The organism is Paraburkholderia polaris (assembly GCF_012927345.1).
Taxonomy (GTDB): Bacteria; Pseudomonadota; Gammaproteobacteria; order Burkholderiales; family Burkholderiaceae; genus Paraburkholderia; species Paraburkholderia polaris.
On the sequence record NZ_JABBGJ010000019.1, the window covers coordinates 139,927 to 165,604 of the forward strand.

20 protein-coding genes, 1 tRNA gene, 1 pseudogene and 3 riboswitches are annotated in these 25,678 nt (G+C 61.8%); of the genes and pseudogenes, 17 read left to right on the forward strand and 5 right to left on the reverse strand.

Features of this window, described 5'->3' with window-relative positions:
* Positions 1 to 17: 17 nt before the first annotated feature.
* Positions 18 to 1,433, reverse strand: a complete 1,416-nt coding sequence (locus tag HHL24_RS19125) for a DUF1254 domain-containing protein (protein WP_169486989.1) — start codon at positions 1,431 to 1,433, stop codon at positions 18 to 20.
* A gap of 24 nt (positions 1,434 to 1,457) precedes the next feature.
* A complete protein-coding gene (locus HHL24_RS19130) occupies positions 1,458 to 2,252 on the reverse strand; it encodes a hypothetical protein (RefSeq protein ID WP_169486990.1) in 795 nt (264 codons plus the stop codon).
* Positions 2,253 to 2,874: 622 nt separating this feature from the next.
* Here HHL24_RS19130 and HHL24_RS19135 point away from each other — a divergent pair.
* Positions 2,875 to 3,933, forward strand: coding sequence for an HAD family hydrolase (locus HHL24_RS19135; protein ID WP_169486991.1), 1,059 nt, complete (start codon positions 2,875 to 2,877; stop codon positions 3,931 to 3,933).
* Between the two features lie 104 nt (positions 3,934 to 4,037).
* Here HHL24_RS19135 and HHL24_RS19140 read toward each other — a convergent pair whose 3' ends face one another.
* Complete coding sequence (locus tag HHL24_RS19140; protein ID WP_169486992.1) at positions 4,038 to 5,048, reverse strand: sodium:calcium antiporter; 1,011 nt, start codon at positions 5,046 to 5,048, stop codon at positions 4,038 to 4,040.
* Positions 5,049 to 5,148: 100 nt separating this feature from the next.
* Positions 5,149 to 5,320: riboswitch (yybP-ykoY riboswitch) on the reverse strand.
* A gap of 165 nt (positions 5,321 to 5,485) precedes the next feature.
* Here HHL24_RS19140 and HHL24_RS19145 point away from each other — a divergent pair.
* From HHL24_RS19145 to HHL24_RS44080, 6 genes and pseudogenes are all read left to right on the forward strand, one after another.
* On the forward strand, positions 5,486 to 6,505 hold the full coding sequence (locus tag HHL24_RS19145) for an NADP-dependent oxidoreductase (protein ID WP_169486993.1): 1,020 nt from the start codon (positions 5,486 to 5,488) through the stop codon (positions 6,503 to 6,505).
* A gap of 275 nt (positions 6,506 to 6,780) precedes the next feature.
* Positions 6,781 to 7,197 (forward strand): helix-turn-helix domain-containing protein, encoded by a 417-nt coding sequence (locus HHL24_RS19150; RefSeq protein WP_169486994.1) that lies wholly within the window; start codon positions 6,781 to 6,783, stop codon positions 7,195 to 7,197.
* Between the two features lie 117 nt (positions 7,198 to 7,314).
* Entirely contained in the window at positions 7,315 to 7,569 is a 255-nt protein-coding gene (locus tag HHL24_RS19155) for a SymE family type I addiction module toxin (RefSeq protein ID WP_169486995.1), read from the forward strand.
* Positions 7,570 to 7,836: 267 nt separating this feature from the next.
* Positions 7,837 to 8,118 carry a BrnT family toxin gene (locus HHL24_RS19160; protein ID WP_169486996.1) on the forward strand — a complete coding sequence of 94 codons (282 nt, stop codon included), beginning with the start codon at positions 7,837 to 7,839 and terminating at the stop codon, positions 8,116 to 8,118.
* On the forward strand, positions 8,090 to 8,365 hold the full coding sequence (locus HHL24_RS19165) for a BrnA antitoxin family protein (protein WP_169486997.1): 276 nt from the start codon (positions 8,090 to 8,092) through the stop codon (positions 8,363 to 8,365). Before HHL24_RS19160 ends, HHL24_RS19165 begins: the two co-directional genes overlap by 29 nt.
* Positions 8,349 to 8,500 (forward strand): annotated as a pseudogene (locus HHL24_RS44080) (tyrosine-type recombinase/integrase); the annotation flags it as partial. The gene HHL24_RS19165 and the pseudogene HHL24_RS44080, both read left to right, overlap by 17 nt.
* Before the next feature lie 65 nt (positions 8,501 to 8,565).
* Here HHL24_RS44080 and HHL24_RS19175 read toward each other — a convergent pair.
* A tRNA-Arg gene (locus tag HHL24_RS19175) sits at positions 8,566 to 8,641 on the reverse strand.
* A gap of 285 nt (positions 8,642 to 8,926) precedes the next feature.
* Between HHL24_RS19175 and HHL24_RS19180 the strand changes: the two genes are divergently transcribed.
* Positions 8,927 to 9,823: a c-type cytochrome gene (locus HHL24_RS19180; RefSeq protein ID WP_169486998.1), complete on the forward strand. Its 897-nt coding sequence runs from the start codon at positions 8,927 to 8,929 to the stop codon at positions 9,821 to 9,823.
* An 82-nt stretch (positions 9,824 to 9,905) separates the two neighbouring features.
* On the opposite strand, the gene HHL24_RS19185 is transcribed toward HHL24_RS19180, so the two are convergent.
* The gene (locus HHL24_RS19185; protein WP_169486999.1) at positions 9,906 to 11,996 is read right to left on the reverse strand and encodes a UvrD-helicase domain-containing protein; all 2,091 of its coding nucleotides are present in this window, start codon (positions 11,994 to 11,996) and stop codon (positions 9,906 to 9,908) included.
* A 467-nt stretch (positions 11,997 to 12,463) separates the two neighbouring features.
* On the opposite strand from HHL24_RS19185, the gene HHL24_RS19190 reads away from it, so the two are divergent.
* From HHL24_RS19190 to HHL24_RS19230, 9 genes are all read left to right on the forward strand, one after another.
* On the forward strand, positions 12,464 to 13,513 hold the full coding sequence (locus HHL24_RS19190; protein WP_169487000.1) for an oxidoreductase: 1,050 nt from the start codon (positions 12,464 to 12,466) through the stop codon (positions 13,511 to 13,513).
* Between the two features lie 195 nt (positions 13,514 to 13,708).
* On the forward strand, positions 13,709 to 14,062 hold the full coding sequence (locus HHL24_RS19195; protein WP_169487001.1) for a hypothetical protein: 354 nt from the start codon (positions 13,709 to 13,711) through the stop codon (positions 14,060 to 14,062).
* A gap of 142 nt (positions 14,063 to 14,204) precedes the next feature.
* Positions 14,205 to 14,305: riboswitch (glycine riboswitch) on the forward strand.
* A 34-nt stretch (positions 14,306 to 14,339) separates the two neighbouring features.
* A riboswitch (glycine riboswitch) is annotated at positions 14,340 to 14,511 on the forward strand.
* Between the two features lie 80 nt (positions 14,512 to 14,591).
* Positions 14,592 to 15,710 (forward strand): glycine cleavage system aminomethyltransferase GcvT, encoded by a 1,119-nt coding sequence (gene gcvT / locus HHL24_RS19200; RefSeq protein WP_169487002.1) that lies wholly within the window; start codon positions 14,592 to 14,594, stop codon positions 15,708 to 15,710.
* Between the two features lie 174 nt (positions 15,711 to 15,884).
* On the forward strand, positions 15,885 to 16,265 hold the full coding sequence (gcvH, locus tag HHL24_RS19205) for a glycine cleavage system protein GcvH (RefSeq protein ID WP_169487003.1): 381 nt from the start codon (positions 15,885 to 15,887) through the stop codon (positions 16,263 to 16,265).
* A gap of 94 nt (positions 16,266 to 16,359) precedes the next feature.
* On the forward strand, positions 16,360 to 19,290 hold the full coding sequence (gcvP, locus tag HHL24_RS19210) for an aminomethyl-transferring glycine dehydrogenase (RefSeq protein WP_169487004.1): 2,931 nt from the start codon (positions 16,360 to 16,362) through the stop codon (positions 19,288 to 19,290).
* A 116-nt stretch (positions 19,291 to 19,406) separates the two neighbouring features.
* Entirely contained in the window at positions 19,407 to 20,537 is a 1,131-nt protein-coding gene (locus HHL24_RS19215) for an alginate lyase family protein (RefSeq protein WP_169487005.1), read from the forward strand.
* 28 nt (positions 20,538 to 20,565) lie between these two features.
* On the forward strand, positions 20,566 to 21,954 hold the full coding sequence (locus HHL24_RS19220) for an L-serine ammonia-lyase (protein ID WP_169487006.1): 1,389 nt from the start codon (positions 20,566 to 20,568) through the stop codon (positions 21,952 to 21,954).
* Positions 21,955 to 22,012: 58 nt separating this feature from the next.
* Positions 22,013 to 23,728 (forward strand): thiamine pyrophosphate-binding protein, encoded by a 1,716-nt coding sequence (locus HHL24_RS19225; RefSeq protein WP_169487007.1) that lies wholly within the window; start codon positions 22,013 to 22,015, stop codon positions 23,726 to 23,728.
* A gap of 402 nt (positions 23,729 to 24,130) precedes the next feature.
* The coding region (locus HHL24_RS19230; RefSeq protein ID WP_169487008.1) for an OTU domain-containing protein at positions 24,131 to 25,678 on the forward strand (1,548 nt) is incomplete at its 3' end.

The following is a 25,678-nucleotide window of genomic DNA, read 5'->3' on the forward strand; positions in this document are numbered from 1 at the left end:
GTTCGTCCATGCGCGGCTTACTGCTTTTGCGGCTCGGGAAATTTCCAGGTGCCGTCGAGCACGGTCTGGTCGGGGCCGTAAATCCGCATGATGAGGTCGTATGCGCCTAAGGGCGCCGGCAGCCAGTTCGATGCCTTGTCCGCGCCCGGCGACGTGTTCTGCACGTAGATATCCAGCGAGCCGTCAGCGCCGTATTTCAGCCCCCTGGTGCGATCGCCAATCGAGTAGCGATTAATCGGATTCGCGACCAGATGGCGTGCTGGCAGGTCGTACAGCGTCATCGACCAGAAGAACTTCGCGGGCGGCAGATTCTTTTTGTCGAAGTGCAGCACGTAAGGCTGCGAGCCGAGCAGCGGCTGGTGTTCCGCATTGACGTGGGTGCCGACATACACCGCTTCTTCCTTGGTGTTGCCGTAAATACCCATCGCGGCGGCGACCGCGCGCGTGGTGTAGTCGTCTTTCAACTCCGCCCGGCTGCCGAACAGGTTGAACGAACTGGTGGTGTGTTTTTCGGCGTCGGCCAAGGCGGCTTTGCCGTCGGCGACACCCGCTTCGAGCGCGGCGCGGGTTTCCGGCGGCAACGCAGCCGGATCGAACGGCGCGCCCGGCGCAATGCCGATCTTCGAGAAGCGCGCCATCAATTCCTTCTCCGACGGCGCGGGCGGTTGCGTGAACTGCAGCAGGAAGTTCAGATAGGCGATGAAGTCGACCGAGGTCGCCTTCGCTTCATCCCACTTCGGAAAATCGAGCTTCGCGACGGGCGGCGGTGCAGCCGTATGCTCGAAAGCGGACAGCGGCGTGAGCTTGTATTGCTTCTGGATCGCCTGAACGTTTTTGACGTCGCTCGCGCCGTTGAGCGCCGTGCGGCCGAGCGTCAGGATCAAGTCCGTCTCGGAGCGGAACACCTTGTCGATGCCCTTGGGCGTGTCGCCGTGCCAGTTCGGTCCGGCGAACAGATAGTGGCCCGCGCCGTTGCCTGTGGTGCGCGAACCGACGTACGCGAAGTTGTACGTGAACAGGTCGATCCACTGGAACACGTAGTAGCGCTGTTTCGGCACCGCAGGCACCGTCAGCACCCACGGCTCGCGACGCAAATCGAGCCATGCCCACGAGTACGGCGTGTCGTTATTCGGCGTGACGATTTCCTTGTTCTCGGGACCGTACGGCTGCGAGTAATTGCGGAACTTGTCGAAGCCGCCCACATAAGACTTCGAACGGGAGTCGAGCGCCTGCTGGTACAAAGTCTTGTAGTTGAACAGCATGGGATACGCGTAGAGGAACGCATCCTTTGCGATCGCGCGCGCTTCGTCCGGTGATGCCACGACGCTCGCGGATGATGCGGCGGTCTGGGCGCCGGCTTGCATGGTCGGCAATATCGTCAACGACAAGCCGGCGACGACTGCGCCGATTTGCAGGCGTTTAATTAATGTCATGTCTGCTTTCTCTCAGGTTCTGGTCTATTTGCCGAACGTCATATTCAGGCCGGCGAAGATCGTGAACTTCGGCACGCCCGCGCCAGAATGGGCGACGGAGTACTGCGGTTCGATGAACGCGTTATAGATGGTCGAGCCACCCTTCCACGCCTTGCCGGCGCCAAGGCCGACCGGAATGTAGTAGCTGCCGTGCTGCAGATCGAAAGTCCAGGTGCCGGTCGAGCGGATGTACCAGCCGCCCGGCAGGTTGAAGATGCCGAACGGTTGCGCGGTGAGCGACTGCGTGGTCGGCCGGCTGCTTTGCCCCGCGAACGAGTGTTGCCATTGCACCAGCGCGCCGAGGAGCCTCGCCTTGGTCGCACTGACGGCGACAGCAGCAAGACCCGCTTGCCACTTGCCTGTGCCGAGGCTCGGATCGGTGGCGGTCGGCATGGTCACGAGCGGACCCACGCCGATCTGCACGTCGCCTTGGGAGAGCAGAAAGATGTCGAATAGATTCAGGTCGCCGAGGCCGGTGTTATAACCGCCGCTTGGATCCGGCCGCGTGCTGACCGGCACCGTGGCGCGGAAAATTTCCGGCACGCCGATCAGGCTGTTTGGGCCGATCGGCACAGTGGGGCGCAAGAGCAGATCGTTGGTGTGCGCACTCGCGCCGAACACGCTCGGCGTGTAGTAATTCTGGATGTTGAATGAGGCCGCCAGATTGAGCGGGTTATTACTCTTATTGGCTTCGTCGGCAGAAGCCTGTGCGAACGCCGGCGACAACAACACCGAGGCGGCGTATAACGCTGCCGACCAAACCACGCATTTACAACCCATTCCCGCACCTCGTCCATGGGCATTTCTTATAGGCGAATGCATTCCTTTGCCCAACGCAAATAAAGCCAAAGAAATAGCATTCGTACTTTTTAGTTAAATCGCACTAGCCGCAGACGTGTGTTTGTCCACCCGGCAGCCACGCGCAGCCGGGGAAATATGCAAAGCAGATAAGGCGCGCGATTAAATCGCGCTAAGTCTCTCGGATAAGCTGGAAAGACGGTACGGCCGGATACAGGGCTTGCATGGACGCTCCTTCAAACTAAAGAGACGCCTCACCAAACGAGGCATGCGGAAAGTACAAAGTGCCCAACATGGCCACCGTTGCGGAATACTAGCAAACGTTTCCGAAAATTACAGAGATAAATTTGTAACACGATCGAAAGCTCGGCAGTTTCGAGCCCCAATTAGATTTTTATAGCCATTCCCATTGCATATTTTTGCCATAGTTTTGGGCATTTGTTCGCTCGACTCATAAGAAACCGCGTAGCGGCATATGCCATTGCAAATTACCGGCATTGACGCCACCGCTCGAAAAAGCAACAGAACGGGCTGCAACAATCACCGCGTCCCATTAGACTGGCGCTCGCTCAAAGTTTGACCAACCGCTTTTGATGAGGCTTTCATGATTCGCACGATGCACCGGTACTGCATTGCTTTGACCGTTATGGTTCTTTCAGCTTGCACCGTTACGCCACGGCACGACGCGAGTGAGTCGCCGGCTAGCGCATCGACCGCCGCAGCCCTTGCGTCATGGAACGACACCGCGACCAAACGCTCGATTGTCGATTTCGTCACGCTGGTCACCACGCCCGAGTCGAAGGATTTCATCGCGCGCGCTGACCGGATCGCCGTATTCGACAACGACGGCACGTTGTGGCCGGAACAACCCGCCTCGGTACAACTGGTATTCGCGCTGCAGCGGGTGAAGACGGTGGCCGGACGGCATCCGGAATGGAAGCGGCAGGAACCGTTCCGCTCGATTCTGAAAGGCAATCTGAAGAGTGTCGCGGCGAGCGGCGACGCCGGCTCGATGAGACTGCTGGCGGCAGCGCATGCCGGCATGACCAGCGATCAATTCGCGGCGCTCGTGCACGAATGGTTCGACTCCGCGAGTGACCCGCGCTTTAACCGCCCTTACCCCGACCTCGCTTATCAGCCAATGCTCGAGTTGCTCGCGTATCTGCGCGCCAACGGCTTCAAAACCTATCTGGTGACGGGCAGCGATGTCGAGTTCGTCCGCGACATGGCGCAGCGCGTGTATGGCATTCCGCCCGAGCAGGTGATCGGCAGCACCGTTAAATACAAGTACGGTCAGATGAACGGGGCCGTTGCTTTGACGCGGCTTGCGCAGGTCGACACGCTCATCGACGGCGCGGCCAAACCGCTCGCCATCGACCGCGTGATCGGCAGGCGTCCGGTGATCGCGTTCGGCAACGCGGACGGCGACGTGCCGATGCTCGAATGGACCTCGGCTGGCGACGGCCCGCGCTTCGCGGCGCTGCTGCATCACACCGACGGCGAACGGGAGTACGCGTATGACCGCACGGCGAAAAGCGGCAAGCTCGACAAGGGTCTGGACGAAGCCGGCGCGAAAGGCTGGCTCGTCGTCGATATGAAGGATGACTGGAAGACGGTGTTCAAGCCGGATAGCGCGACCACGGCTGCGGCGCCGTCCAATTAAAGGCGGCTTGTTGGGAAGGCCGCGCTTAGGCGGCGTTCGCTGCGGTCTTGGCTGCCGTCGTGGCTGCGGTTCTTGCGCGGTCTTCCCAGACTTTCATCACTCGCCTAGCGGGTCAGTGTGATCACCAGATAGGTGGCGTACAGCACGCCGCACACCAGCAGCGCCCACACCGGCACGCCGCGCTCACGCACGTTGATCCGCAGCCACGCGGCGGCGGCAAGCGTAATCACGATGCCGGTCACCACTTCGATGCGCGGCGTCCACGGCGTCAGCAGAATTCCGATGGCGGGCAGCAAGGTGCCCTGAAACACCATAGCGCCGGTGATGTTGCCGAACGCCAGCGTGTCCTTGCCACGGCGAATCCACAGGATGCTGTTGACCTTCTCCGGCAGCTCGGTGGCGATCGGAATGATCAACAGCGAGAGCAGCAGCGGCGAGACGCCGAGCACCTGCGACACGCCCCGCACACCGTGGATGAAGCCTTCCGCGCCCCACACCAGCAACGCAACCGCCAGCACCAGCTGCGCCGCGATGGTCGCAAGGTTGGTGGGCAAGCCCAGACGCGACAGCAGCATCTTGCCCGGCGCTTCGGTGCCGTGGCCGGCGTTGACCAGATTGTTCGATGCGCGGAACGTCATCACCACATAGGTGATGTACACGGCAACCAGCGCCGCGCTGAACAGCGCCCGCACGACCATATGTTCGTGCGGCACGTACATCGCCGCGGCCGCCAGCACGAAGGCGCACAGGAAGTAGTTCAGATCGCGCGTGAAACCCGTGCGTTCAGGCGTGACCCAGCCGCCGGCGCCGCGCGAGCCGAGAATCGCGAGCGTCATCAGGAAGGTGGAGAGGGTGGAGAGCATGAGCGGCGCGCCGAGAATCGCACCGACGCCGATCTCCTGATTGACCGCGCTATCAGCCGTGCCGCCGGCAATCGCGAGCAGCGGGACGAGGGTTTCGGGCAAGGCGGTCCCGACCGCCGCGAACAGCGAACCCGTCACGCCCTCGGAGATTTTCAGGCGCTCGCCGAGATGTTCGAGTGCATTGGTGAAGAGCTCGGCCGCCACCAGAATGACGACCAGCATGATGGCAAGTTCGAACAGGAGACCGGTCATGCGCGACTCCTTGCAAATCCAGAGAGGAAGCAGCACAGCGGACAGCCAAGCAGGGAGACTGGCAGGGCACAACGATGTTTCACAAGGCAACTCCGCGGTCGGACGTAAGTGACGAACCAATGACGCACCGCGACCCGTCCGACCAGAACGAAGCAGTGCGCCAATGGTCTCGCCAAACCGACCCGGTCGAACGCGCCATGACCCGCAGGCCAAGTATGTTGACGCGCTCTCCTTCAATGGATGAAGGAAGGCTACTCCCCAGTGACCGGGGGATTCTAACGGGATAGGTAGCTTTCAACAAGCTTGGGATCTGGCGGATGCGCCGACGCCGCCCGGTCTCATAGCGCCCGTCCGGCGATGCGACGTCAGGGTGAGGGAGCGTGTGATGGCCCCACTGGTAAGATTACTCATCGTTTACGACAGCAGTGAGTCCTCACATGAACTACCAGAATCGCCAGTGGTTTTACGTCAAGCGTCCTGAAGGACGAGTTGGCGATGAGCATTACGAGTTGCGCGAAAGCGAACTCGACGACAAGTTGTCATCCAATGAGGTGCTCATTCGAGCACGCATTGTTAGCGTCGATCCGTACATTCGAATCCAGCAGCACGAACGCAATACCTACGATGTGCCGCATCCGCTCGGCATCGTGCAGCGGGCAGGCGTGGTGGGTGAAGTGGTGGCGTCGGCGAGCCCGCTGTTCAAGCAGGGTGACTGGGTGTCGGCCTATAGCGGCTGGCAGTTGTACGCCAAGTGCCATCACAGCGAGCTGGCCAAACTGGATCCCGACGCGGCGCCGGTTTCGACTGCGCTCGGCGTGCTCGGCATGCCGGGACGCACCGCGTGGTTCGGTTTGATGGAAGCGGGCAAGCCCCGTCCGGGCGACACGCTGGTCGTGTCCGGTGCGGCGGGCGCGGTCGGCTCGCTGGTCGCGCAGTTCGGCAAACGCGCCGGATGCCGTGTGATCGGGATCGCGGGCGGCCCGGACAAGTGCGCGTTTCTGACTGACACGCTGAAGCTCGACGGCGCGGTCGACTACCGTGCGCATCCCACGCTCGAAGGCCTGCAGTCAGCGCTGCAAGCCGCGACCGGCGGCGTCGATGTCTATTTCGACAACGTGGGCGGCATGGTCACCGATGCGGTGATTCCACTCATCAAGCGCCGCGCGCGGATCGTGATCTGCGGCGCGATCGCGCAATACGACGGGGGGCTGGATACGCCGGACCTCGCGCCACGCTTCTTGCAGCACATGCTGTTTCAGCGCGCGACGATCCAGGGGATTCTGGCGCGCGACTTCACACACCGGATGGACGAGATGCTGCAGACCGTCGCGCCGTGGGTGAAGAATGGGGAGATTGTTTATCAGGAGACGTATGTCGATGGGTTTGAGGCGTTGCCGAATGCGCTGAATAGCCTGTTCGAAGGGAAGAATCTCGGGAAGCTGCTGGTCAGGGTGTGATCGGGTGAGATGAAGCGGATGGCAGGCTGTCGTTCGCAGCGGGGCTGCGCGGGACGGACGGCGAACCAGCAACGTCTCACTCCCAACGCGTTACGCTTGCCACCGTCCTTTCTGGATGGCCGCTTCCAACGCACCATTGGAAGCGCTCCACCTCTACTTCGGCCTTCATACGCTCAATCTCGAAATCGGGGATGTGGGCTATAGCTCGCCTCTGATGCTAAAAATTCATCAATACACCAATTGATGGAGCCATTAATCCCCTGTATAGTGGATTTATGGAAAGCAAACCGAAAGAGAACTTAGAGCCGCCGATCTCTTTTTCATTGGGATGCGTTGATATGTCTGTCTTTGCTGAACGACTTCGTCTGTTGCGCTCCGCACGACAGATGACCCAGGTGCGACTCGCGGAGTTGCTTGAAGTGAACCCTCGTGTCTATAACCGATGGGAACGTGGTCTTGCAACGCCGCAGTTCGACACCGCCGTGCGGATCGCCGACATATTGCAAGTCACGCTCGATGAACTTGCGGGGCGAACGGCCGCTCCAGCGGAGCCCAAGATTCACAATCACGAGTTATCGAACCTCTACCACCAGGTAGACAGCTTGCCCGACGCAGAGCAGCAGGCGTTGATCCTGGTGATAGACAGTTTCGTCAGGAAGACGCAGGTTCAGAAAGTCATGAATCGCCGATGATGGCGAGCCATGAAGTAGAGTTAGTAGTGCAGATGTAGACGTAAAAGAAGCGCGGGCAATGGGTGCGCCAACACTCACCGCCCGCTGACCGCAACCAACTCAGAGAAGGAGTTGATCATGGCTAATGCCAATCTTAAAGCACAACCACGAAAACCCCGTAAAGCTCGTCAACCTGAGTACGAGCATCGCAGCGGCATCCTGCGCAACACCCCTGATCCGGGGCCGATGGCGTCAGACGGACAGCCGTATTTCCCGTGGATGGAAATTGCCGACCGATGGCTCGCTTCCGCCGGGTTCAAACCCGGTGACCACGTCAGCTTCAGTATTGACTACCGTCACGCCCAACTGATCATCAGGCCATTCCTCGGATGACAGACGCGATGAAGGGTCGCAGTAGCGGTCCTTCATATAGAACTGCCTAACGAGTTGATGGACGTCTTGGCCGATGCCTGTTGTATCGATCGCCAGATAAGCGACGTTGTATTGCTTTGTGACCGTACGTATCGCCTTAGCCTCTGTCTCAAAACGCGCGACGCCCCGACGCGCGACCGACACCGAAACCACTTTCGCCAGGCAGGCAGGTAAACGTAGTTACAAAAACCTGTTACGGCCCTTAGTTTTTGTAACTACAATAACCATATGAGAACAACTCACGACCAAACCAAGAGCAACGCCAACGAACAGAAGCACGGCGTATCTCTGTCCATCGCCGAAGCGATTGATTGGTCGTCCGTATGGTGCGCACCCGACAACCGCAAGGATTACGGCGAGTTGCGCGAAATTGGCTATGCCGTGATCGACGCCCGCCTCTACTGCGTCGTGTTCACGCAGCGCGGCGAAACCTTTCGGGTTATCAGTCTGCGCAAGGCGAACAACCGGGAGATAGACCGCTATGAAAAGGCAACCCAAATTGATCCGTAACACGCCCGAAGAAGAAGCCGCGATTGCTCGCGGCATCGCGGCCGACCCTGACACGTTCGAGCCGACCGATGAGCAGTTCGCACAGATGAAGCCGCGCGGCGGCCGGCCGAAGCTCGCGCACCCGAAAGTCGCGGTAACGATTCGATACGACGCTGAGATAGTCGAGCGTTTCAGAGCAAGCGGCGAAGGCTGGCAAACGCGCATGAACGACGCGCTGCGCGACTGGCTCAAGACACACCACGCATGAGGTGCTAAAGGAGCTGGGAGGATGGGAGAGACGCTGGAAATGGTGCAACGCTACGCGCATCTGTCGGTCGATCACCTAGCACGTTGGGTACACGCGCACACACAGGTCGTCGACCTACAGTCGGCCGCCGGCTAACTGTATTTTCACTGTACTGGGAGTAAACGATGAAGCAGAGAAACCGCTGAAAGCCTTACGGCTATTGGTGCGCCCGGCTGGGATCGAACCAGCAACCCCTGCCTTCGGAGGGCAGTACTCTATCCATTGAGCTACGGGCGCTTCAACACGAAAGCGCGGCAACCTGAACAGGAGCGACGCCAAAGCGAGACCGAAAGGATACCCGGTTTCAACCAAACCGTCCACCGGACGGCCTGCATGGCGCGATCTGGCGCTCTCCACGCGCTGCCGGCCGCGCCCCACGATGCGGGTAAACGCCTGCTGAACACCTCGCCGAGCCCCTCGCCGCCGTCGAAACCTTGCGTCTATAATCGTCCGTGCCTGATTAAAGAATAAGAAGTTGCCGTCACGCTGTACCGCTCACATACCCACGGAGACGAGACAAGCATGAGCGAAGCACCACACGGAGCCCCAATCAAAACCCCCGGCCAGCTCGTTGCCGCGATCATTGCCAGCTTTGCGGTACCGATCGTCATCATTGTTCTGCTCGTGATCTACGTCGATAATTCGACGCGCACCGGCGCCGGCACAGACAGTCTTTCCGAAGCAGAGGTCAGTGCGCGCATCAAGCCGTTCGCACAAGTCGACATTCGCGACGCCAATGCGCCGCGCGTTTACAAATCCGGCGAAGAGGTCTACAAGGCCGTTTGCTCCGCGTGTCACGCGTCGGGTGCAGCAGGCGCGCCGAAATTCACCAATACCGCCGACTGGGCGCCACGCATTGCGCAGGGCTTCGACACGCTGTGGCACACGGCGCTCACCGGCAAAGGCGCGATGCCCCCGCGCGGCGGCACCAGCCCGGACGACTACAGCGACTTCGAAATCGCCCGCGCGGTGGTTTATATGGCGAACAATTCCGGCGGAAGCTTCCCTGAACCGGCGCAACCGGCAGCGGGCGCGGCGGCTGCCGCCTCGGGCGCTGCCGCCGCGGCGCCGGCGGGTGCTTCGGACGCCGGGGCCGCACAAGCTGCTGCCGCGATGGCCGCCATGGCAAGCGTGCCGCAAGCGGCTGCACCGGTAGCAGGCGGGACAAGCGCGGATGCCTCGCAAGCCGGCAAGGCGTTGTATCAGCAGGTTTGCCAGGCGTGTCACGCGGCCGGCGTGCTGAACGCGCCGAAGTTCGGCGACAAGGAAGCGTGGGCGCCGCGCCTGAAAGACCCGATGGACACGGTCTACAACTATGCCCTGCACGGCAAGGGCGCAATGCCGGCCAAAGGCGGCTCGACTGCCTCCGATGCGGACGTGAAGGCCGCCGTCGATTACATGGTCAGCGCGGTGAAATAAGGCGTTTCCGGGACCGCTTCCGGCGGTTGTCGCAGAACAGAAAAATCCCTGCACCGTGGCGACACGGGCAGGGATTTTTCATTCAAGGCTTCTGCAACAGCGCCTTCAAACTCGCGAGCCGGTCTTTCGGCGACATCGGCGCTTCTTCGGGCGTCGGTGGCGGGGCATCGTCGAGCAGCATCTCGGGGATGAAGCGCGACGGCTCGCACACCACGGTTTCGCGCGCTCGCTTGCGCTTCTTGCACCAGTTCAAATGCAGGCTGCGCTGCGCCCGCGTGATCGCGACGTACATCAGACGGCGCTCTTCCTCGATGCGCGCGTCGTCGATCGGCTCGTCGTCGGGGCCGCCACGGTGCGGCATGATGCCTTCTTCAACACCCACCAGAAACACGTGCGGGTACTCCAGCCCCTTCGACGCGTGCACGGTCGAGAGCCTCACCGCATCCGGATCTTCTTCGCGGCCTTCGAGCATCGACATCAGCGCGACGGTCTGGATCAAGCCAAGCAGACTCTTACCGGTGTCGCCGAGGCCGTCGGCGGTGTCGTAGCCGGTTGCTTCGCTATTCTCCGAGCCCGCGGGCTCAGCCTTGGTGCCTTTGCGCTTCAACCATTCCATGAACTCGAGCACGTTCTGCCACTTCGATTGCGCCTGACGTTCGTCGAACGCGTCGTACAGATAGGCTTCGTAGTGAATCGCGTCCATCAGTTCGTCGAGCAAGGTGCCGGCGGCGTCCTTCTCGGCGCGATCGGTGAGGCGCTGCATGAAGTCGCAGAACACGCGCATCGGTTCGATCTGACGCGGCGACAAGCGGGCCTCGATGCCGCCCATGTACACCGCTTCGAATAGCGACACCTTCGCCTGGCCAGCAAACGAGCCGAGCGCTTCGAGCGTCGTATTGCCGACGCCGCGGCGCGGTGTGGTGATCGCCCGGATGAACGCGGGGTCGTCATTGGCGTTCGCGATCAGGCGCAAATACGCGCAGATATCCTTGATCTCGGCTTTGTCGAAGAACGACTGGCCACCCGACAGCACATACGGAATCCGCTCGCGACGCAGCACCTGTTCGAAGATGCGCGCCTGGAAGTTGCCGCGGTACAGGATCGCGTAGTCGCGGAAATTCGCGCGCCGCTCGAACTTGTGCGCGGACAGGCGGAACACGACGGACTCGGCCTCGTGTTCTTCGTCGTTGCAAGGCGTCACGGTGATCGTGTCGCCCATGCCGTGTTCGGACCACAGCTTCTTTTCGAACAGCTTCGGGTTGTTCGCGATCACGTTGTTCGCGGCGGTAAGGATGCGCACCGTGGACCGGTAGTTCTGTTCCAGCTTGATCAGATGCAGCTTCGGAAAATCCTTGCTGAGCTGCCCGAGATTCTCGAGCGTGGCGCCGCGCCAGCCATAAATCGCCTGATCGTCGTCGCCGACCGCCGTGAACGCCGCGCGCTTGCCGGCCAGCAGTTTCACCAGTTCGTACTGGCACGCGTTGGTGTCCTGATACTCGTCGATCAGCAGATAGCGCAGCTTGTTTTGCCAGCGGTCGCGCACCTGCTCGTTCTTCTCGAAGAGCTCGGCGGGCAGGCGAATCAGATCGTCGAAGTCGACCGCCTGATAAGCGTGCAGCGTCGCCACATAGTTGCGGTAGACGATCGCGGCCTGATGCTCGTCCTCGTTCGCGGCGATCGCGATCGCCTGCTCGGGCATGACCATGCCGTTCTTCCACAGCGAGATGATCGACTGGATCTTGCGGATGAAGCCCTTATCCGTCGAGCCGACCTGCTCCTGGATCATGCCGAAGCAGTCGTCCGAATCCATGATCGAGAACTGCGGCTTCAGGCCGACGTGTTCCGCCTCCTGCCGCAGAATCTGCACGCCGAGCGAGTGGAAGGTGCAGACCGTCAACTGGTTGACGGGCACTTTGCGGCCTTCCTTGCCGGGCGTGGTGAGCGTCTTGCCTTCGAGCAGCTTACCGACGCGCTCGCGCATTTCCAACGCGGCCTTGTTCGTGAACGTGACGGCGGCGATGTGGCGCGGCTCGAAGCCTTTAGCCTCGATCAGGTGCGCGATTTTCTGCGTGATCACGCGCGTCTTGCCGCTGCCGGCGCCGGCGAGCACGAGACACGGACCGTCAAGATAACGGACCGCTTCATTTTGAGCGGGGTTTAGGCCTGCGGACATCGTCTGTGGATGGGTAATGCGGTTGAGGGCGGCGTCGGCGCCAAGTAACTGGCGCGAGAAGGCCCGGGGGCATGCTGCGCGGTGCCAACGGCTGGAACAGACGCCCGGCGGAGCGCGAGGGTGTTCCGGCCCGCTGCGTTCCCGCGCGAGAGGAGCGATGTTAACACGGATAAATGCAACGGATGAATGCAACGGACGCCCCCGACGGATGACTACAACAGACGCCTGCGACGGATCCCTGCAACAGATGCACGGCTGATGGCCCCGCTCGCAACTCCGGCAGATGCGAGCGACAGGCCCGGCGCAAGCTGCCGCACCGGAAGGCAAAACTGACGGCCCGACAGACTGTCACTGACAACCACCCTCGACAACGCTGACAGTCCGCCTTCGGGACATGCCACAATTACGCTGTTGCGCGCCGTCGCCGCGGTGGCAAAGCGGCGCGCCGTTTTTGCAGGAAGACACGCATGTCCGCATCGCTGAAGATTGGATTGATGGGTTACGGTTTTGCTGGCGCGACCTTTCATGCGCCGGTGATCGAGCACTGCGGGCGAGCAAGCATCGCGGCCATCGCGACGAGTCAGCCCGAGCACGCGCTGGCCGATTATCCGCACGCAAAGGTCGTGGCCGATCTCGACGCACTGCTGGCGCTCGAAGAAATCGACTGCGTCGTGATCGCGACGCCCAATGACACGCACTTCGACCTGGCGCGCCGCACCCTTGAGGCGGGCAAACACGTCGTGGTCGACAAGCCGGTCACGCTGACCGCCGCGGATGCCCACACGCTCGCCAACATTGCACTCGCCCGGGGCAAGCTGTTCGTGCCCTTCCACAACCGCCGCTGGGATGGTGATTTTCTGACCGTGCGGGACCTGCTTGCCAGCAGAGAATTGGGACGCATCACGCAATACGAATCGCATTTCGACCGTTTCCGTCCGGAAGTTCGGCAGCGTTGGCGCGAAGAGGTTTCGCGCGGCGGCGGTTTGCTATTCGATCTTGGACCGCACCTGATCGATCAGGCGTTGGCGTTGTTCGGCGCGCCGCAGACCGTGTCCGCGACGGTCCGGACACATCGCGAGCAGGCCAGCGCGCCGGACTACGTGCATATTCAACTGGGGTACGGCGAGTTCGAGGTGGTGTTGCATGCAAGCGCGTTGACCGCGCTGGTCGCGCCGAGGTTTGCGATTCACGGCACCCACGGGAGTTATGTGAAATGCGGGCTCGATACCCAGGAAGATCAGTTGAAAGCTGGCTTGCGTCCTGGCGATGAGGGATTCGGCGCCGGCAATGCCGCAGGCGTACTGCGTGTGCTCGAAGGCGATCAGGAAGTGGAGCGGGAGGTGCCTACGCGCAATGGGGAATACGTCGGCTTCTATATTGCCTTGGCGGACGCCATTCAGAATGGCGTGAAATTTCCTGTCAGCGCTCAGGATGCCGTCGACGTGATGACGATTATCGAGCTTGCCGCCCGAAGTTCGGAAGAAGGCGTCCGGCTGCCGTTTGAGCGTATTCGCTGACTTTTTTCCTACGGGGCGCTTTCTGGCTCTCTGGCGGTGGCATACGAAGCATGCCGCCGCCAATGGCAAAGAGCCTGACAAGCCCGAAAGGAACATAACGTTACAAATAACCCCGTCTTCGCGGTCAGCGCGAATCCGCGGCAATCCGTTGCTACCCAGTAGCACCACAAAACGACAACGACTTCCGGAGAGTCCATGCCCCGTATCGTCCGCGCAGTAGCAGCATGCGCATTGCTCAGCTCCCTGGCCGCCTGCGTGGTGGCCCCCCAGCAACCCGCGCCGGCGCCGCGCCCTAACCCGCAGCAGATCGCGGATGAGCGCCTCCATCAGGTCAACGGCCGTATCGACAACCTGAGCCGCCGCATCGACGCTCACGTCAACCAAGGCTACTACCCGCCCCCGCAAGGCGGCGCATTGCACCATCGCCTCGACGTGATCCGTCAGGAAGCTCATGACATGGCGGCGCAACACGGCGGCGGCCTGTCTGGCGACGAACAGCGCGTGCTGAACCAGGAACTGGACAACGCGGCGCACGCCATCGGCGAATAATCGCGCCGGTTCAGGCACTGAAGCAAAGAAGCGCGGGCATCACGTCCCGCGCTTTTTTTTGACATTCATGAACCCGCAGCGCCAACCGCCATGCCGCTTGCGGGCCTTTATTTGACAAGCCCCCGGCCCTCGCGTACATTCGCCGCACGCGTCGGGAGAGCGTGCTGGCCGCAGAAAATCGCAGGCCGCGCCGCCGAAGGGGCACACCCGCAAACTCTCAGGCAAAAGGACCGACCGCGTCGAAAAACCCGCGCCCAGACAACATCAAGGCATCGGTTTTTCGCACTCTGGAGAGCGGCAGTAGCCGTCTGTATCGCGTACATCGAACGTACGTCGAGCAGATTCTGGCAGGCTGCCCACCGAAGGGGCGCGCGTTTCACCGTAGCGATTGCAGCATCTAAATCGCCCGGCGGCGCAATCTCTCAGGTATCGAGGACAGAGGGGTCATGCAACGCAATCGCTCGCAGGCGTCAGCCGCGAGGCGTAGCGCCGCATGGCCTTTTTTGTTTCGCGAGATGCCCGAGGCCCCATGACTGAACTCAAACACACCCCGCTCAACGCCACCCATCGTGCGCTCAACGCCCGCATGGTCGATTTCGGCGGCTGGGACATGCCCGTCAACTACGGCTCGCAGATCGACGAACACCGCGCCGTGCGCACCGACGCCGGCATGTTCGACGTCTCGCATATGTGCGTCGTCGACTTCACTGGCGAGCGCGTGCGCGCCTTCTTCGAATACGCACTGGCTAACAACGTCGCCAAGCTGCAAACGCCGGGCCGCGCGCTCTACTCCTGTCTGCTGAACCCGAATGGCGGCGTGATCGACGATCTGATCGTCTATTACTTCGGCGAAGATCACTTCCGCGTGGTCGTCAACGCCGGCACCGCCGATAAAGACATCGCCTGGTTCGGCCAGCTCAACGCCGAAGGCAGCTTCGGCCTGACCATCACGCCGCGCCGCGATTACGCGATCGTCGCCGTGCAAGGCCCGAACGCCCGCGAAAAAGTCTGGCAAACCGTGCCGGCCGCGCGCGCCGCCACTGAAGCACTGAAGCCGTTCAACGCCGCGCGCGTCGAAGACACGCCGTTCGGCGAACTCACCGTCGCCCGCACTGGCTACACCGGCGAAGACGGCTTCGAAATCATCGTCCCGGCCGATCACGTCGAAGCGCTGTGGAACGCGCTGCAAGCACAAGGCGTGCGCCCGGCAGGCCTCGGCGCACGCGACACGCTGCGCCTTGAAGCCGGCATGAACCTGTACGGCCAGGATATGGACGACAACGTCTCGCCGCTCGACGCCGGCCTCGCATGGACAGTCGATCTGACCTCGCCGCGCGAATTTGTCGGTAAGGGCAAGCTCGAAGCCGACGGCTCGCAAGCCGCGTTCGTCGGTCTGATCCTGCTGAAGGAAAACGGCAAGGCGGCAGGCGTGCTGCGTGCTCACCAGAAAGTCGTCACGCCGCAGGGCGAAGGCGAAATCACCAGCGGCACTTTTTCCCCGACGATGCAGGAATCGATCGCCTTTGCGCGCGTGCCGAAAGGCGTGCAGCCGGGCGACACCGTTCACGTCCAGATTCGTGACAAAAACGTTCCTGCAAGCGTGGTAAAACTGCCGTTCGTACGCAACGGCAAGGTGCTCGCAGTTTAAGCAGCCGGCGCGTACGCCTAACCCCTCAAGAAAACGCTGGGCCGCCCCAAGTTTTCCGCCCGGCAGGAAGTCCCCCTGGGGGATTGACCTCCTCGGGGGGCCTGGCGCGAAGCGACAGGTTTGGGGGGCCATTTTATTAAGTTCATACCGAATCACACCGCATAGGAGCATCCGATGAGCATCCCGGCCGATCTGAAATACACCGAATCGCACGAGTGGGTCCGCACCGAAGCGGACGGCACGCTGACGGTCGGCATCACCGACCACGCGCAGGAAGCGCTCGGCGACATCGTCTTCTTCGAAGTCCAGGAACTGGGCAAGACCGTCAACGCTGGCGACACCGTCGCCGTGATCGAGTCGGTGAAAGCCGCCTCCGATATCTACGCGCCGGTTTCGGGCGAAATCATCGAAGCGAACCCGGCCGTCGCCGACACGCCGGATGGCGTCAACAGCGCGCCGTACGAGAACTGGCTCTTCAAGATCAAGCCGGCCGCGGACGCATCGCTGGATCGCCTGATCGACGCGGACGCCTACTCGAAGGCAATCGGCGCCTGATTCACCGCAAGTTGCACCATTACGTTTAAACCCGACAGGCGCGGCGCGTCCGATTCAATCGTCGAACGGACGCCCGCACCGGCAGGAACACCTCATGAAGCTCGAACACCCGGATCGTCTGATGAACCGCACTCCTCTCTCGCTCGCCGCGCTCGAAGTGCATGACGCCTTCGCCGAACGGCACATCGGCCCGGATTCGGCCGACCAGCATGCGATGCTCGAAGCCCTCGGCTTCGCGTCGCGCGCCGCGCTGATCGACGCCGTCATTCCGAAGACGATCCGCCGCAGCGAAACACTGCCGCTCGGCCCCTTCGTGCAGCCGAAGAGCGAAGCGGAAGCGCTCGCCGCGCTGCGTGAGCTGGCGGACAAGAATCAGGTGTTCCGCTCGTACATCGGGCAGGGCTATTACAACGCGCACACGCCGGCGGTGATCCTGCGTAACGTGCTCGAAAATCCGGCGTGGTACACCGCGTACACGCCATATCAGCCGGAAATCTCGCAGGGCCGTCTGGAAGCGCTGCTCAACTTCCAGCAAATGATCGTCGACCTGACAGGTCTGGCGATTTCGAATGCCTCGCTGCTCGACGAAGCCACCGCCGCCGCCGAAGCGATGACGCTGCTGCAACGGGTCGGCAAGCCGAAATCGAATGTGTTCTACGTCGCTGACGACGTGTTGCCGCAAACCATTGAAGTGGTGAAGACGCGCGCCACGCCGGTCGGCATCGAAGTGAAAGTGGGCCAGGCTGCGGACGCCGCGAACGCGAATGCGTTCGGCGTGCTGCTGCAATACCCGGGCGTAAACGGCGATGTGCGCGACTACCGCGCGCTCGCTGATGCGATCCACGCAGCAGGCGGCCACGTGGTGGTCGCCGCCGACCTGCTCGCGCTGACCGTCCTCACGCCGCCAGGCGAATGGGGCGCGGACGTGGCCGTCGGCAACACGCAGCGTTTCGGCGTGCCGGTTGGTTTCGGCGGCCCGCACGCGGCTTACCTCGCCGTGCGCGACGAATTCAAGCGTCAGATGCCGGGCCGTCTGGTCGGCGTAACCGTCGATGCGCAAGGCAATCCGGCGCTGCGTCTGGCTCTGCAAACGCGCGAACAACATATCCGCCGCGAGAAGGCGACCTCGAACGTGTGTACCGCGCAAGCGCTGCTCGCGATCATGGCCAGCATGTACGCCGTCTATCACGGCCCGCACGGTCTGAAGACGATCGCGTTGCGTGTGAACCGTATCGCTGCGTTGCTCGCAGCCGGCGCGAAGAAGCTCGGCTACACGCTCGTCAACGACACGTTCTTCGACACGCTCACGTTCGAAACCGGCGCACGCACCCAGGCGCTGCACGATGCGGCGACGGCCAAGCGCATCAATCTGCGCCGCGTGAGCGACACGCGCGTCGGCATCTCGATCGACGAAACCACCACGCGCAGCGATCTGGCCGATCTTCTCGCGGCGTTCGCGCAGGCGGCATTTGTCGACGAAGTCCCGCAAATCGACGCCCTCGACGCAGAACTCCCTGCAGAGAGCACGGTGCCCGCCGCACTTGAACGCACCAGCGCGTACCTCACGCACCACGTGTTCAACCGTCATCATTCTGAAACGGAAATGTTGCGCTATCTGCGCAGCCTGTCGGACAAGGATCTGGCGCTCGACCGCTCGATGATCCCGCTCGGCTCGTGCACGATGAAGCTGAACGCGACCTCGGAAATGCTGCCGGTCACGTGGCCTGAATTCGGTCAGATCCATCCGTTCGCACCGGCTGAGCAAACCGTCGGCTACCGCGAAATGATCGACCAGCTCGAACAGATGCTGGTCGCGGCTACCGGCTACGCAGCCGTGTCGCTGCAGCCGAATGCCGGCTCGCAAGGCGAGTACGCCGGTCTGTTGATCATCCACGCGTATCACGCATCGCGCGGCGAAGGTCACCGCAACGTCTGCCTGATTCCCGCTTCGGCACACGGCACGAACCCGGCGTCGGCGCAAATGGCCGGCATGCAAGTGATCGTGGTGGCTTGCGACGCGCAAGGCAACGTCGACATCGAAGACCTGAAGAAGAAAGCCGATCAACACGCCGACAAGCTCGCGGCGATCATGATCACGTATCCGTCGACGCACGGCGTGTTCGAGGCGAACGTCCGCGAGATCTGCGAGATCGTGCATGCGCACGGCGGCCAGGTCTATGTGGACGGCGCGAACATGAACGCCATGGTCGGCCTGTGCGCGCCGGGCCAGTTCGGCGGCGACGTCTCGCACCTGAATCTGCACAAGACTTTCTGCATTCCGCACGGCGGCGGCGGACCGGGCGTCGGTCCGGTCGCGGTCGGCGCGCATCTCGCACAATTCCTGCCGAATCAGATCGCGTCGGGCTATGAGCGCGCGCCGAACGGTATCGGTGCCGTGTCGGGCGCACCGTACGGTTCCGCCTCGATCCTGCCGATTTCGTGGATGTACATCGCGATGATGGGCGCGAAGAACCTCACGGCTGCAACCGAAACCGCGATCCTCAACGCCAACTACGTCGCGAACAAACTCGCGCCGCATTATCCGGTGCTGTACTCGGGCCCGGGCGGACTGGTCGCGCACGAGTGCATTCTCGATCTGCGCCCGATCAAGGAAACCAGCGGCATCACCGTCGACGACGTCGCCAAGCGTCTCGCCGACTACGGCTTTCACGCACCGACCATGAGCTTCCCGGTGCCGGGCACGCTGATGGTCGAGCCGACCGAATCGGAGTCGAAGGAAGAACTCGACCGCTTCATCGAAGCAATGATCGCGATCCGCGAGGAAATTCGCGCCGTGGAAGAAGGTCGCTCGGACCGCGAAGACAACCCGCTCAAGCATGCGCCGCATACGGCAGCGGTGGTCATCGCGAACGAATGGAAGCATGCGTATGCGCGCGAAACCGCCGCGTATCCGCTGCCGACGCTGATCACCAAGAAGTACTGGCCGCCGGTCGGCCGTGCGGACAACGTGTACGGCGACCGCAATCTGTTCTGCTCCTGCGTGCCGATCGCCGACTACGAGTAAGCGTGGCCCTGACCGCGCATCGTCTGAAGGTTGTAAGCAGGCGTTGCGCGGTTCTGTCGTTCATGTCCGCAAACGGCTAACATCACACACCGAATCAGCCTAACGAGGAGTTTCGCATGGCGCGAAAGGTGCGATTGATGCAAAGCCGGACCGAAGCAAGGCGAGCCCAGACGTGGCAGCAGGCTTGCACCATGCTGTTGGCCGGCGCGGCGGTGCTGCTGCCGCTGCGGCAGGCGCAAGCCGCGATGAATTTTTGCGCGGCGCCGGCACTGCAAACCAGCGAGCGCACGAATGCCGATCCAGGCGTCAAAGCACTGGTGAGCAACGTGCAGGCGCATCTGAACGACCCGCCGCACGCGCTGGCGAAACTGCATACCGAAGGCACGCTGCCACACGAGGGCATCTACGATCAAAGCGTCGAGGCGGAGAAGGATCTCGATCTGCTACGCGACGCCGCGCTCGCCTGGCGCGCGACCAGCGACGACCGTTATCTGAAGCTGGTCGACCGCTTGCTGTATGCGTGGGTCACGACCTATCAACCCAGTTTCAATCCGATCGACGAAACCCGTTTCGAAGGCCTGATTCTCGCCTACGACATGACCGCGAGCGCGTTGCCGGTGAAGACACGCAATGCATCGATGGCGTTCCTGACGAAGCTCGCGAACGGTTACATCGCACAGATCGACGCGCAGCCGCGCCCCCTCAAGGGCACGTTCAGGAACAACTGGCAGAGCCACCGGATCAAGCTGGTCTCGATGGCCGCATTCACGCTGGACAACCGCAAGATGATTAACGCGGCGCAGCGCCTGTTCGACGAGCATATCGGCGACAACATTGCGCCGGACGGTTCGACGTTCGACTTCGGCGAACGCGACGCGCTGCACTACGTGACCTACGACTTGCAGCCGCTCGTGACCGCCGCGCTCGCCGCGCGCCGCCACAACCGCAACTGGTTGCCGGAGAAGGGCACGAACGGCGCCTCACTGGAGGCCGCGCTGAACTGGCTGACGCCCTATGCGGACGGCAGCAAGACGCATGAAGAATTCGTGCATTCGAACGTCCCGTTCGATGCCAAACGTCGCGAGGCCGGTTTGCCCGGCTATTCGGGTCAATGGGATCCGAAGAACGCAACGGAACTGTTTCACCTCGCGGCGCGTCTCGACGGACGCTATACGCCGATCGCGCTACAGCTTGCACCGACGCCGCCCGCGTGGCTCGCCGTGTGTTTGCCGCTGCCGGCGCGCTAAACTAACTTTTATCAGCAGGGAGCAGTAAATGGCAGTCAGCGTGTTCGACCTCTTCAAAATCGGCATTGGTCCGTCCAGTTCGCATACGGTCGGGCCGATGCGCGCGGCGCTGATGTTCGCGCAAGGACTCGAACGTGACGGGCTGCTTGGAGCGACGGCGTCGGTGAAAGTGGATTTGTACGGTTCGCTTGGCGCCACCGGCAAGGGCCACGGCACCGATCGCGGCGTGATGCTCGGCTTGATGGGCGATGCGCCTGACACGGTCGATCCGGACACGATCGCGCAGCGTTTGGAAGCGGTGAAGGCGTCGCGCAAGCTCGCCTTGCTCGGCACGCACGAGGTGCCGTTCGTGCAGAAAGATCACATTTCGTTTTATCGCCAGGCGCTGGCTGAGCATCCGAATGGCCTGAAGTTGCGTGCGTTCGATGCGCAAGGCGAGACACTGCGTGAGTCGACGTATCTGTCGGTCGGTGGCGGTTTTGTGGTGACCGCCGGCGCGCCGAACACGAAGGTGCTGAGCGCGGTCGAACAATTGCCGCATTCGTTTCGCAGCGGCAACGAATTGCTCGCGCTGTGCAAATCGACCGGCAAGAGCATCGCGCAATTGATGTGGGAAAACGAACGCGTCTGGCACACGGAAGAAGAGACGCGTACGGGCTTGCTGAAGATCTGGAATGTGATGCAGTCGTGCGTGTCGCGCGGTTGCGGCATCAACAATCCCGACGCTGACGGCAATCTGCCCGGACCGTTCCAGGTGAAGCGTCGCGCGCCGCAGTTGTATCGCGCGTTGTCGGGTAATCCTGAGCTGGCGCTGCGCGATCCGCTGTCGATGGTCGACTGGATCAATCTCTACGCAATCGCAGTGAATGAAGAAAACGCTGCGGGCGGGCGCGTGGTTACGGCGCCGACCAATGGCGCGGCCGGCATCATTCCCGCCGTGCTGCATTACTACACACGCTTCATGCCGGGCTCGAACGAGCAGGGCGTGATCGACTTCCTGATGACGGCGGCGGCAATCGGCATTCTGTACAAGCTGAACGCGTCGATTTCAGGCGCGGAAGTGGGGTGCCAAGGTGAAGTGGGCGTGGCCTGTTCGATGGCCGCGGGTGGCCTCGCGGCGGTGATGGGCGGCACGCCTGAGCAAGTCGAGAATGCTGCCGAAATCGGCATGGAACATAACCTCGGGCTGACGTGCGATCCAGTCGGCGGGATGGTGCAGATTCCGTGTATCGAGCGCAATGCAATGGGCTCGGTGAAAGCCGTGAATGCCGCGCGCATGGCGCTTCGCGGTGACGGCACCCATTACGTATCGCTGGACTCTGTGATCAAAACGATGATGCAGACCGGCGCCGATATGAAGACGAAGTACAAGGAAACGTCGCGCGGTGGGTTGGCGGTGAATATTGTGGAGTGTTGAGAACAACGACCCGACAGCACCGATCGCACCCATCGCAAGGCCTGGAGGCTTCATCGCAATGCCGCTCGCTTCTGAATCTTCTTCCACCGCCCAGACCACTGGCGCGCGTCTCGTCGTCGATGCCTTGCTGACGCATGGTGTCGATCGTGTTTTCTGCGTGCCAGGCGAGAGCTTTCTCGCCGTCCTCGATTCGCTACACGACGAAACCGACCGCATCCAGACCATCGTCTGCCGACACGAAGCGGCGGCCGCGAACATGGCTGAAGCCGTCGGCAAATTGACCGGGCGTCCGGGCATCGCGATCGTCACGCGTGGACCCGGCGCGACGCATGCATCGATCGGCGTGCACACCGCGTTTCAGGACTCCACGCCGATGATCCTGCTGATCGGCCAATGCGCGCGCGAGCATCTCGACCGCGAGGCCTTCCAGGAAATCGACTATCGACGCATGTTCGGGCAGATGGCGAAGTGGGTCGCTCAAATCGACGATCCGAAGCGCATTCCCGAATATCTGAGCCATGCGTTTCACACGGCGACGTCGGGGCGCCCGGGGCCGGTCGTGTTGTCGCTGCCGGAAGATGTGTTGAGCGACGCGTGTGACGCGGTCGCCGGTGCGCCGAGATATAAGCGTGTGGCCGCATCTCCGTCCGCAGGGCAGATGGACGAGCTGCGTCGCTTGCTGGAAGCCGCGCAACGACCGATGGTCATTGCCGGCGGCAGCGGTTGGACACCTGCGGCATGCGCCGACCTGCAACGCTTCGTCGAGAATTGGCAATTGCCGATCGGCCTCGCGTTCCGCTTCCAGGACACACTCGACAACGAGCATCCGAATTACGCGGGTGACATCGGCCTCGGTATCAATCCGGCGCTTGCGCAACGTATTCGCGATGCGGACCTGCTCCTCACGCTCGGCCCCCGGCTAGGCGAAGCAACGACGAACGGCTATACGCTGCTCGACATTCCGAAGACCAAGCAAACGTTGGTGCACGTGCATCAAGGCGCGGAAGAACTCGGGCGGGTCTATGCAGCGGATCTACCAGTCGTCTCCGGCATGCCTGAGTTGGCGGCGCTGCTTGCAGCGTTAAAGCCTTCCGCCGAGAAGCTCGCATGGGACGGCGCAGCGAAGGATGCACATCAAGCGTATCTCGATTGGCGCAAGCCGCGTCAGATTCCCGGTGACGTGCAAATGGGCGAAGTCATCCAGCAGTTGCGCGCGCATCTACCGGAAGACGCGATTCTCACAAACGGCGCGGGCAACTACGCAACGTGGCTGCATCGACATTTCTCGTATCGGCATTTCCGCTCACAGCTCGCTCCGACCAGCGGCGCGATGGGCTACGGCGTACCGGCGGCGATCGCGGCGAAGTCGATATATCCTCAACGTGCAGTGGTCGCGTTAGCCGGCGACGGCTGCTTCATGATGTCCGCGCAAGAACTCGCGACGGCGATGCAGTACGACCTGCATGTGATTTTTATCGTCGTGAACAACAGCCACTTCGGCACGATCCGGATGCATCAAGAGCGGCACTATCCGAATCGTGTGCATGGCACGGGTCTCACGAATCCGGACTTCGCGGCGTTCGCGAGGTCGTTCGGCGCGCATGGGGAAACGGTCGAGCGGACTGAAGACTTTCTGCCTGCCTTGCAGCGTTCGATGGAAGCCAAGCGTGCGGCGGTGATCGAGATTCGCATGCCGCAGGAGGCGAGCACGCCGGGCGCTACGTTGGAGCAGATTCGCGAGCAAGGCAGGAAGTTGCGACCCACCGGAGCTTAGTGGCGATCCACTTTCACAGTCACTCAAGGGCGACAGCGCTGCGCGCGATGTCGCACCGTTGAGACGGTGCGGGGCCACTGAACCGTCTCATGACGGAATTGTCATGCAGCCATCATGTAGATGGTCTATTGCACTGGCTATATTGAAATTCATATCCACTCATCTTCGACGATGTCGAGGGTTCAGTGCGACCCATGCGAAGCACCGGCAGGTGCGTCTTCGCCAACGTGCGGTTACACGGTGTGAGCCGGCAATCGCTTGTGCAGATTTTTCCAGATAGAACCGCGTCCCTTGTGACTGGCGTCGCCACGTAGTGATGATCTGCTGCCAGAAACGGCGCGCGTCACGACCTGGCAACGCACGGTTCTGCTCAAAGACAACTGTCCGATTCCGAGGCGGCTTATGCACACCTACGCAGAGAACGATTCCGCAACCAGAAATCAGCGACGCCGGCACGATGAAGTTGTCGAGCAACCCGATGTTGTGGAATCGAGGTGGATCGACCAGGTAGAGCGTATCGGCCGCAATGGTGAATGGGATTTTGACCTGGCGGATTCAATGCCCTTTCTGGTTTCCGAACTTCCTTGCTGGAAGGCGGGCCGGCTGGCACTTCACGTCTGGAACGGTCGGCACCATGAGTCTTTTGGTGCATCGGAATACAGCGCTAACGACGTATGTATCGAGGTGGAGGAAGAGCACTACTGGGCGCTGATCGATGGCGAAAGAGTCTGGGTTCGACCTGACGGAAACTGTTTCTTCAACGCCATCTGGAAGGCCCTGCAAGGGTGCGGGGATGTGGATGCGGTCAAGCGGATTTTCCGGGGGCGCGTGCCTGCAAATGAACAGGAGGCCGCCGATTACTTCCGTCGCGAGATCCGGGACTACGCACTCGGTCATCCGGAGTTCGAGGCGATGTTGCTGGGTGACGATGATGCTCGTTCAGACGCGCAACGGAGTCGGCCGCAAAACCGCTGCGAGGCGCGCAAGCCGCTCTGCAAGCCGCTCTGCATTCCGGAGCGTGAATCGCGCAGCGCGCGCGATGCCGCGATGGAAATCGACGCTGGCGCAACACCTGAACATGTCAGGGGGCTCCCGGAATTCCAGGGAGAGGTCGGCGAAACGGACACGGATGAGTTCCTTGATGCCTCGGATAGCGCCGACTGGCTGGTGCAACCGGAGCGGCGAGACAAGCCCGCGTTTGAACCACAACGTGAACCACAACGGGCCGGCTCTAATGAAACGTCCCGCCCGCAGAAACGGGTCCGGCGGCTCACCCCCTTCGCCAACCCGTATCGCAGTGCTCCAGGCACTGACCAGGCGACGTCAGAAGGTGGCTTCTTCCATGCAGCCGCGCAGCTTGCCAAGCGGGCGGGCGAGCAGGTAGGCGACACGGTTGTGACCAGTCGCGTCTACAGGAAGGGGCAGGAGATATCGCACGCGCTGGGTGCCGATGACGTATTGAAAGCCCTGTCTCCGGTTCTCATTCCCGATAGTTTCGAGGACGCTGCCTGCGATGCAGACTGGCTGCCTCACACCCGACAGGATGCGGGGCTGGCCGAATCGGACCGGGATGAAATGGCGGCGTTGCTCCGCACGCCGACAAGAGTCAAATGGGATACGCCGCTCGTTGAATACCGTCCCATTGCGCATACCTGCCACACCGAATTCCAGCGGGTGCTTTTTTCAGCCGGATCCCAGACCAGTGGATGGCTTGCCTACAGCGGATTATTGACATGTGGGTATTGGGCGCTCGCGAAAGTCTCGCCCATGTTAAGTGGCGTAGCCGCGGGTGGCACCACCGTGTGGAATCTGTGGAACGCCGTGCGGCAGCGCGATGTGGTGGGCGGACTCATCCAGGTGCTGTTGGCACTTCCCTATCAGTTGCTGTCTCCACAATCGCTGCTATTTGCCATCGCCGAGGAGACAAAACGATATATCGACGACGTGCTG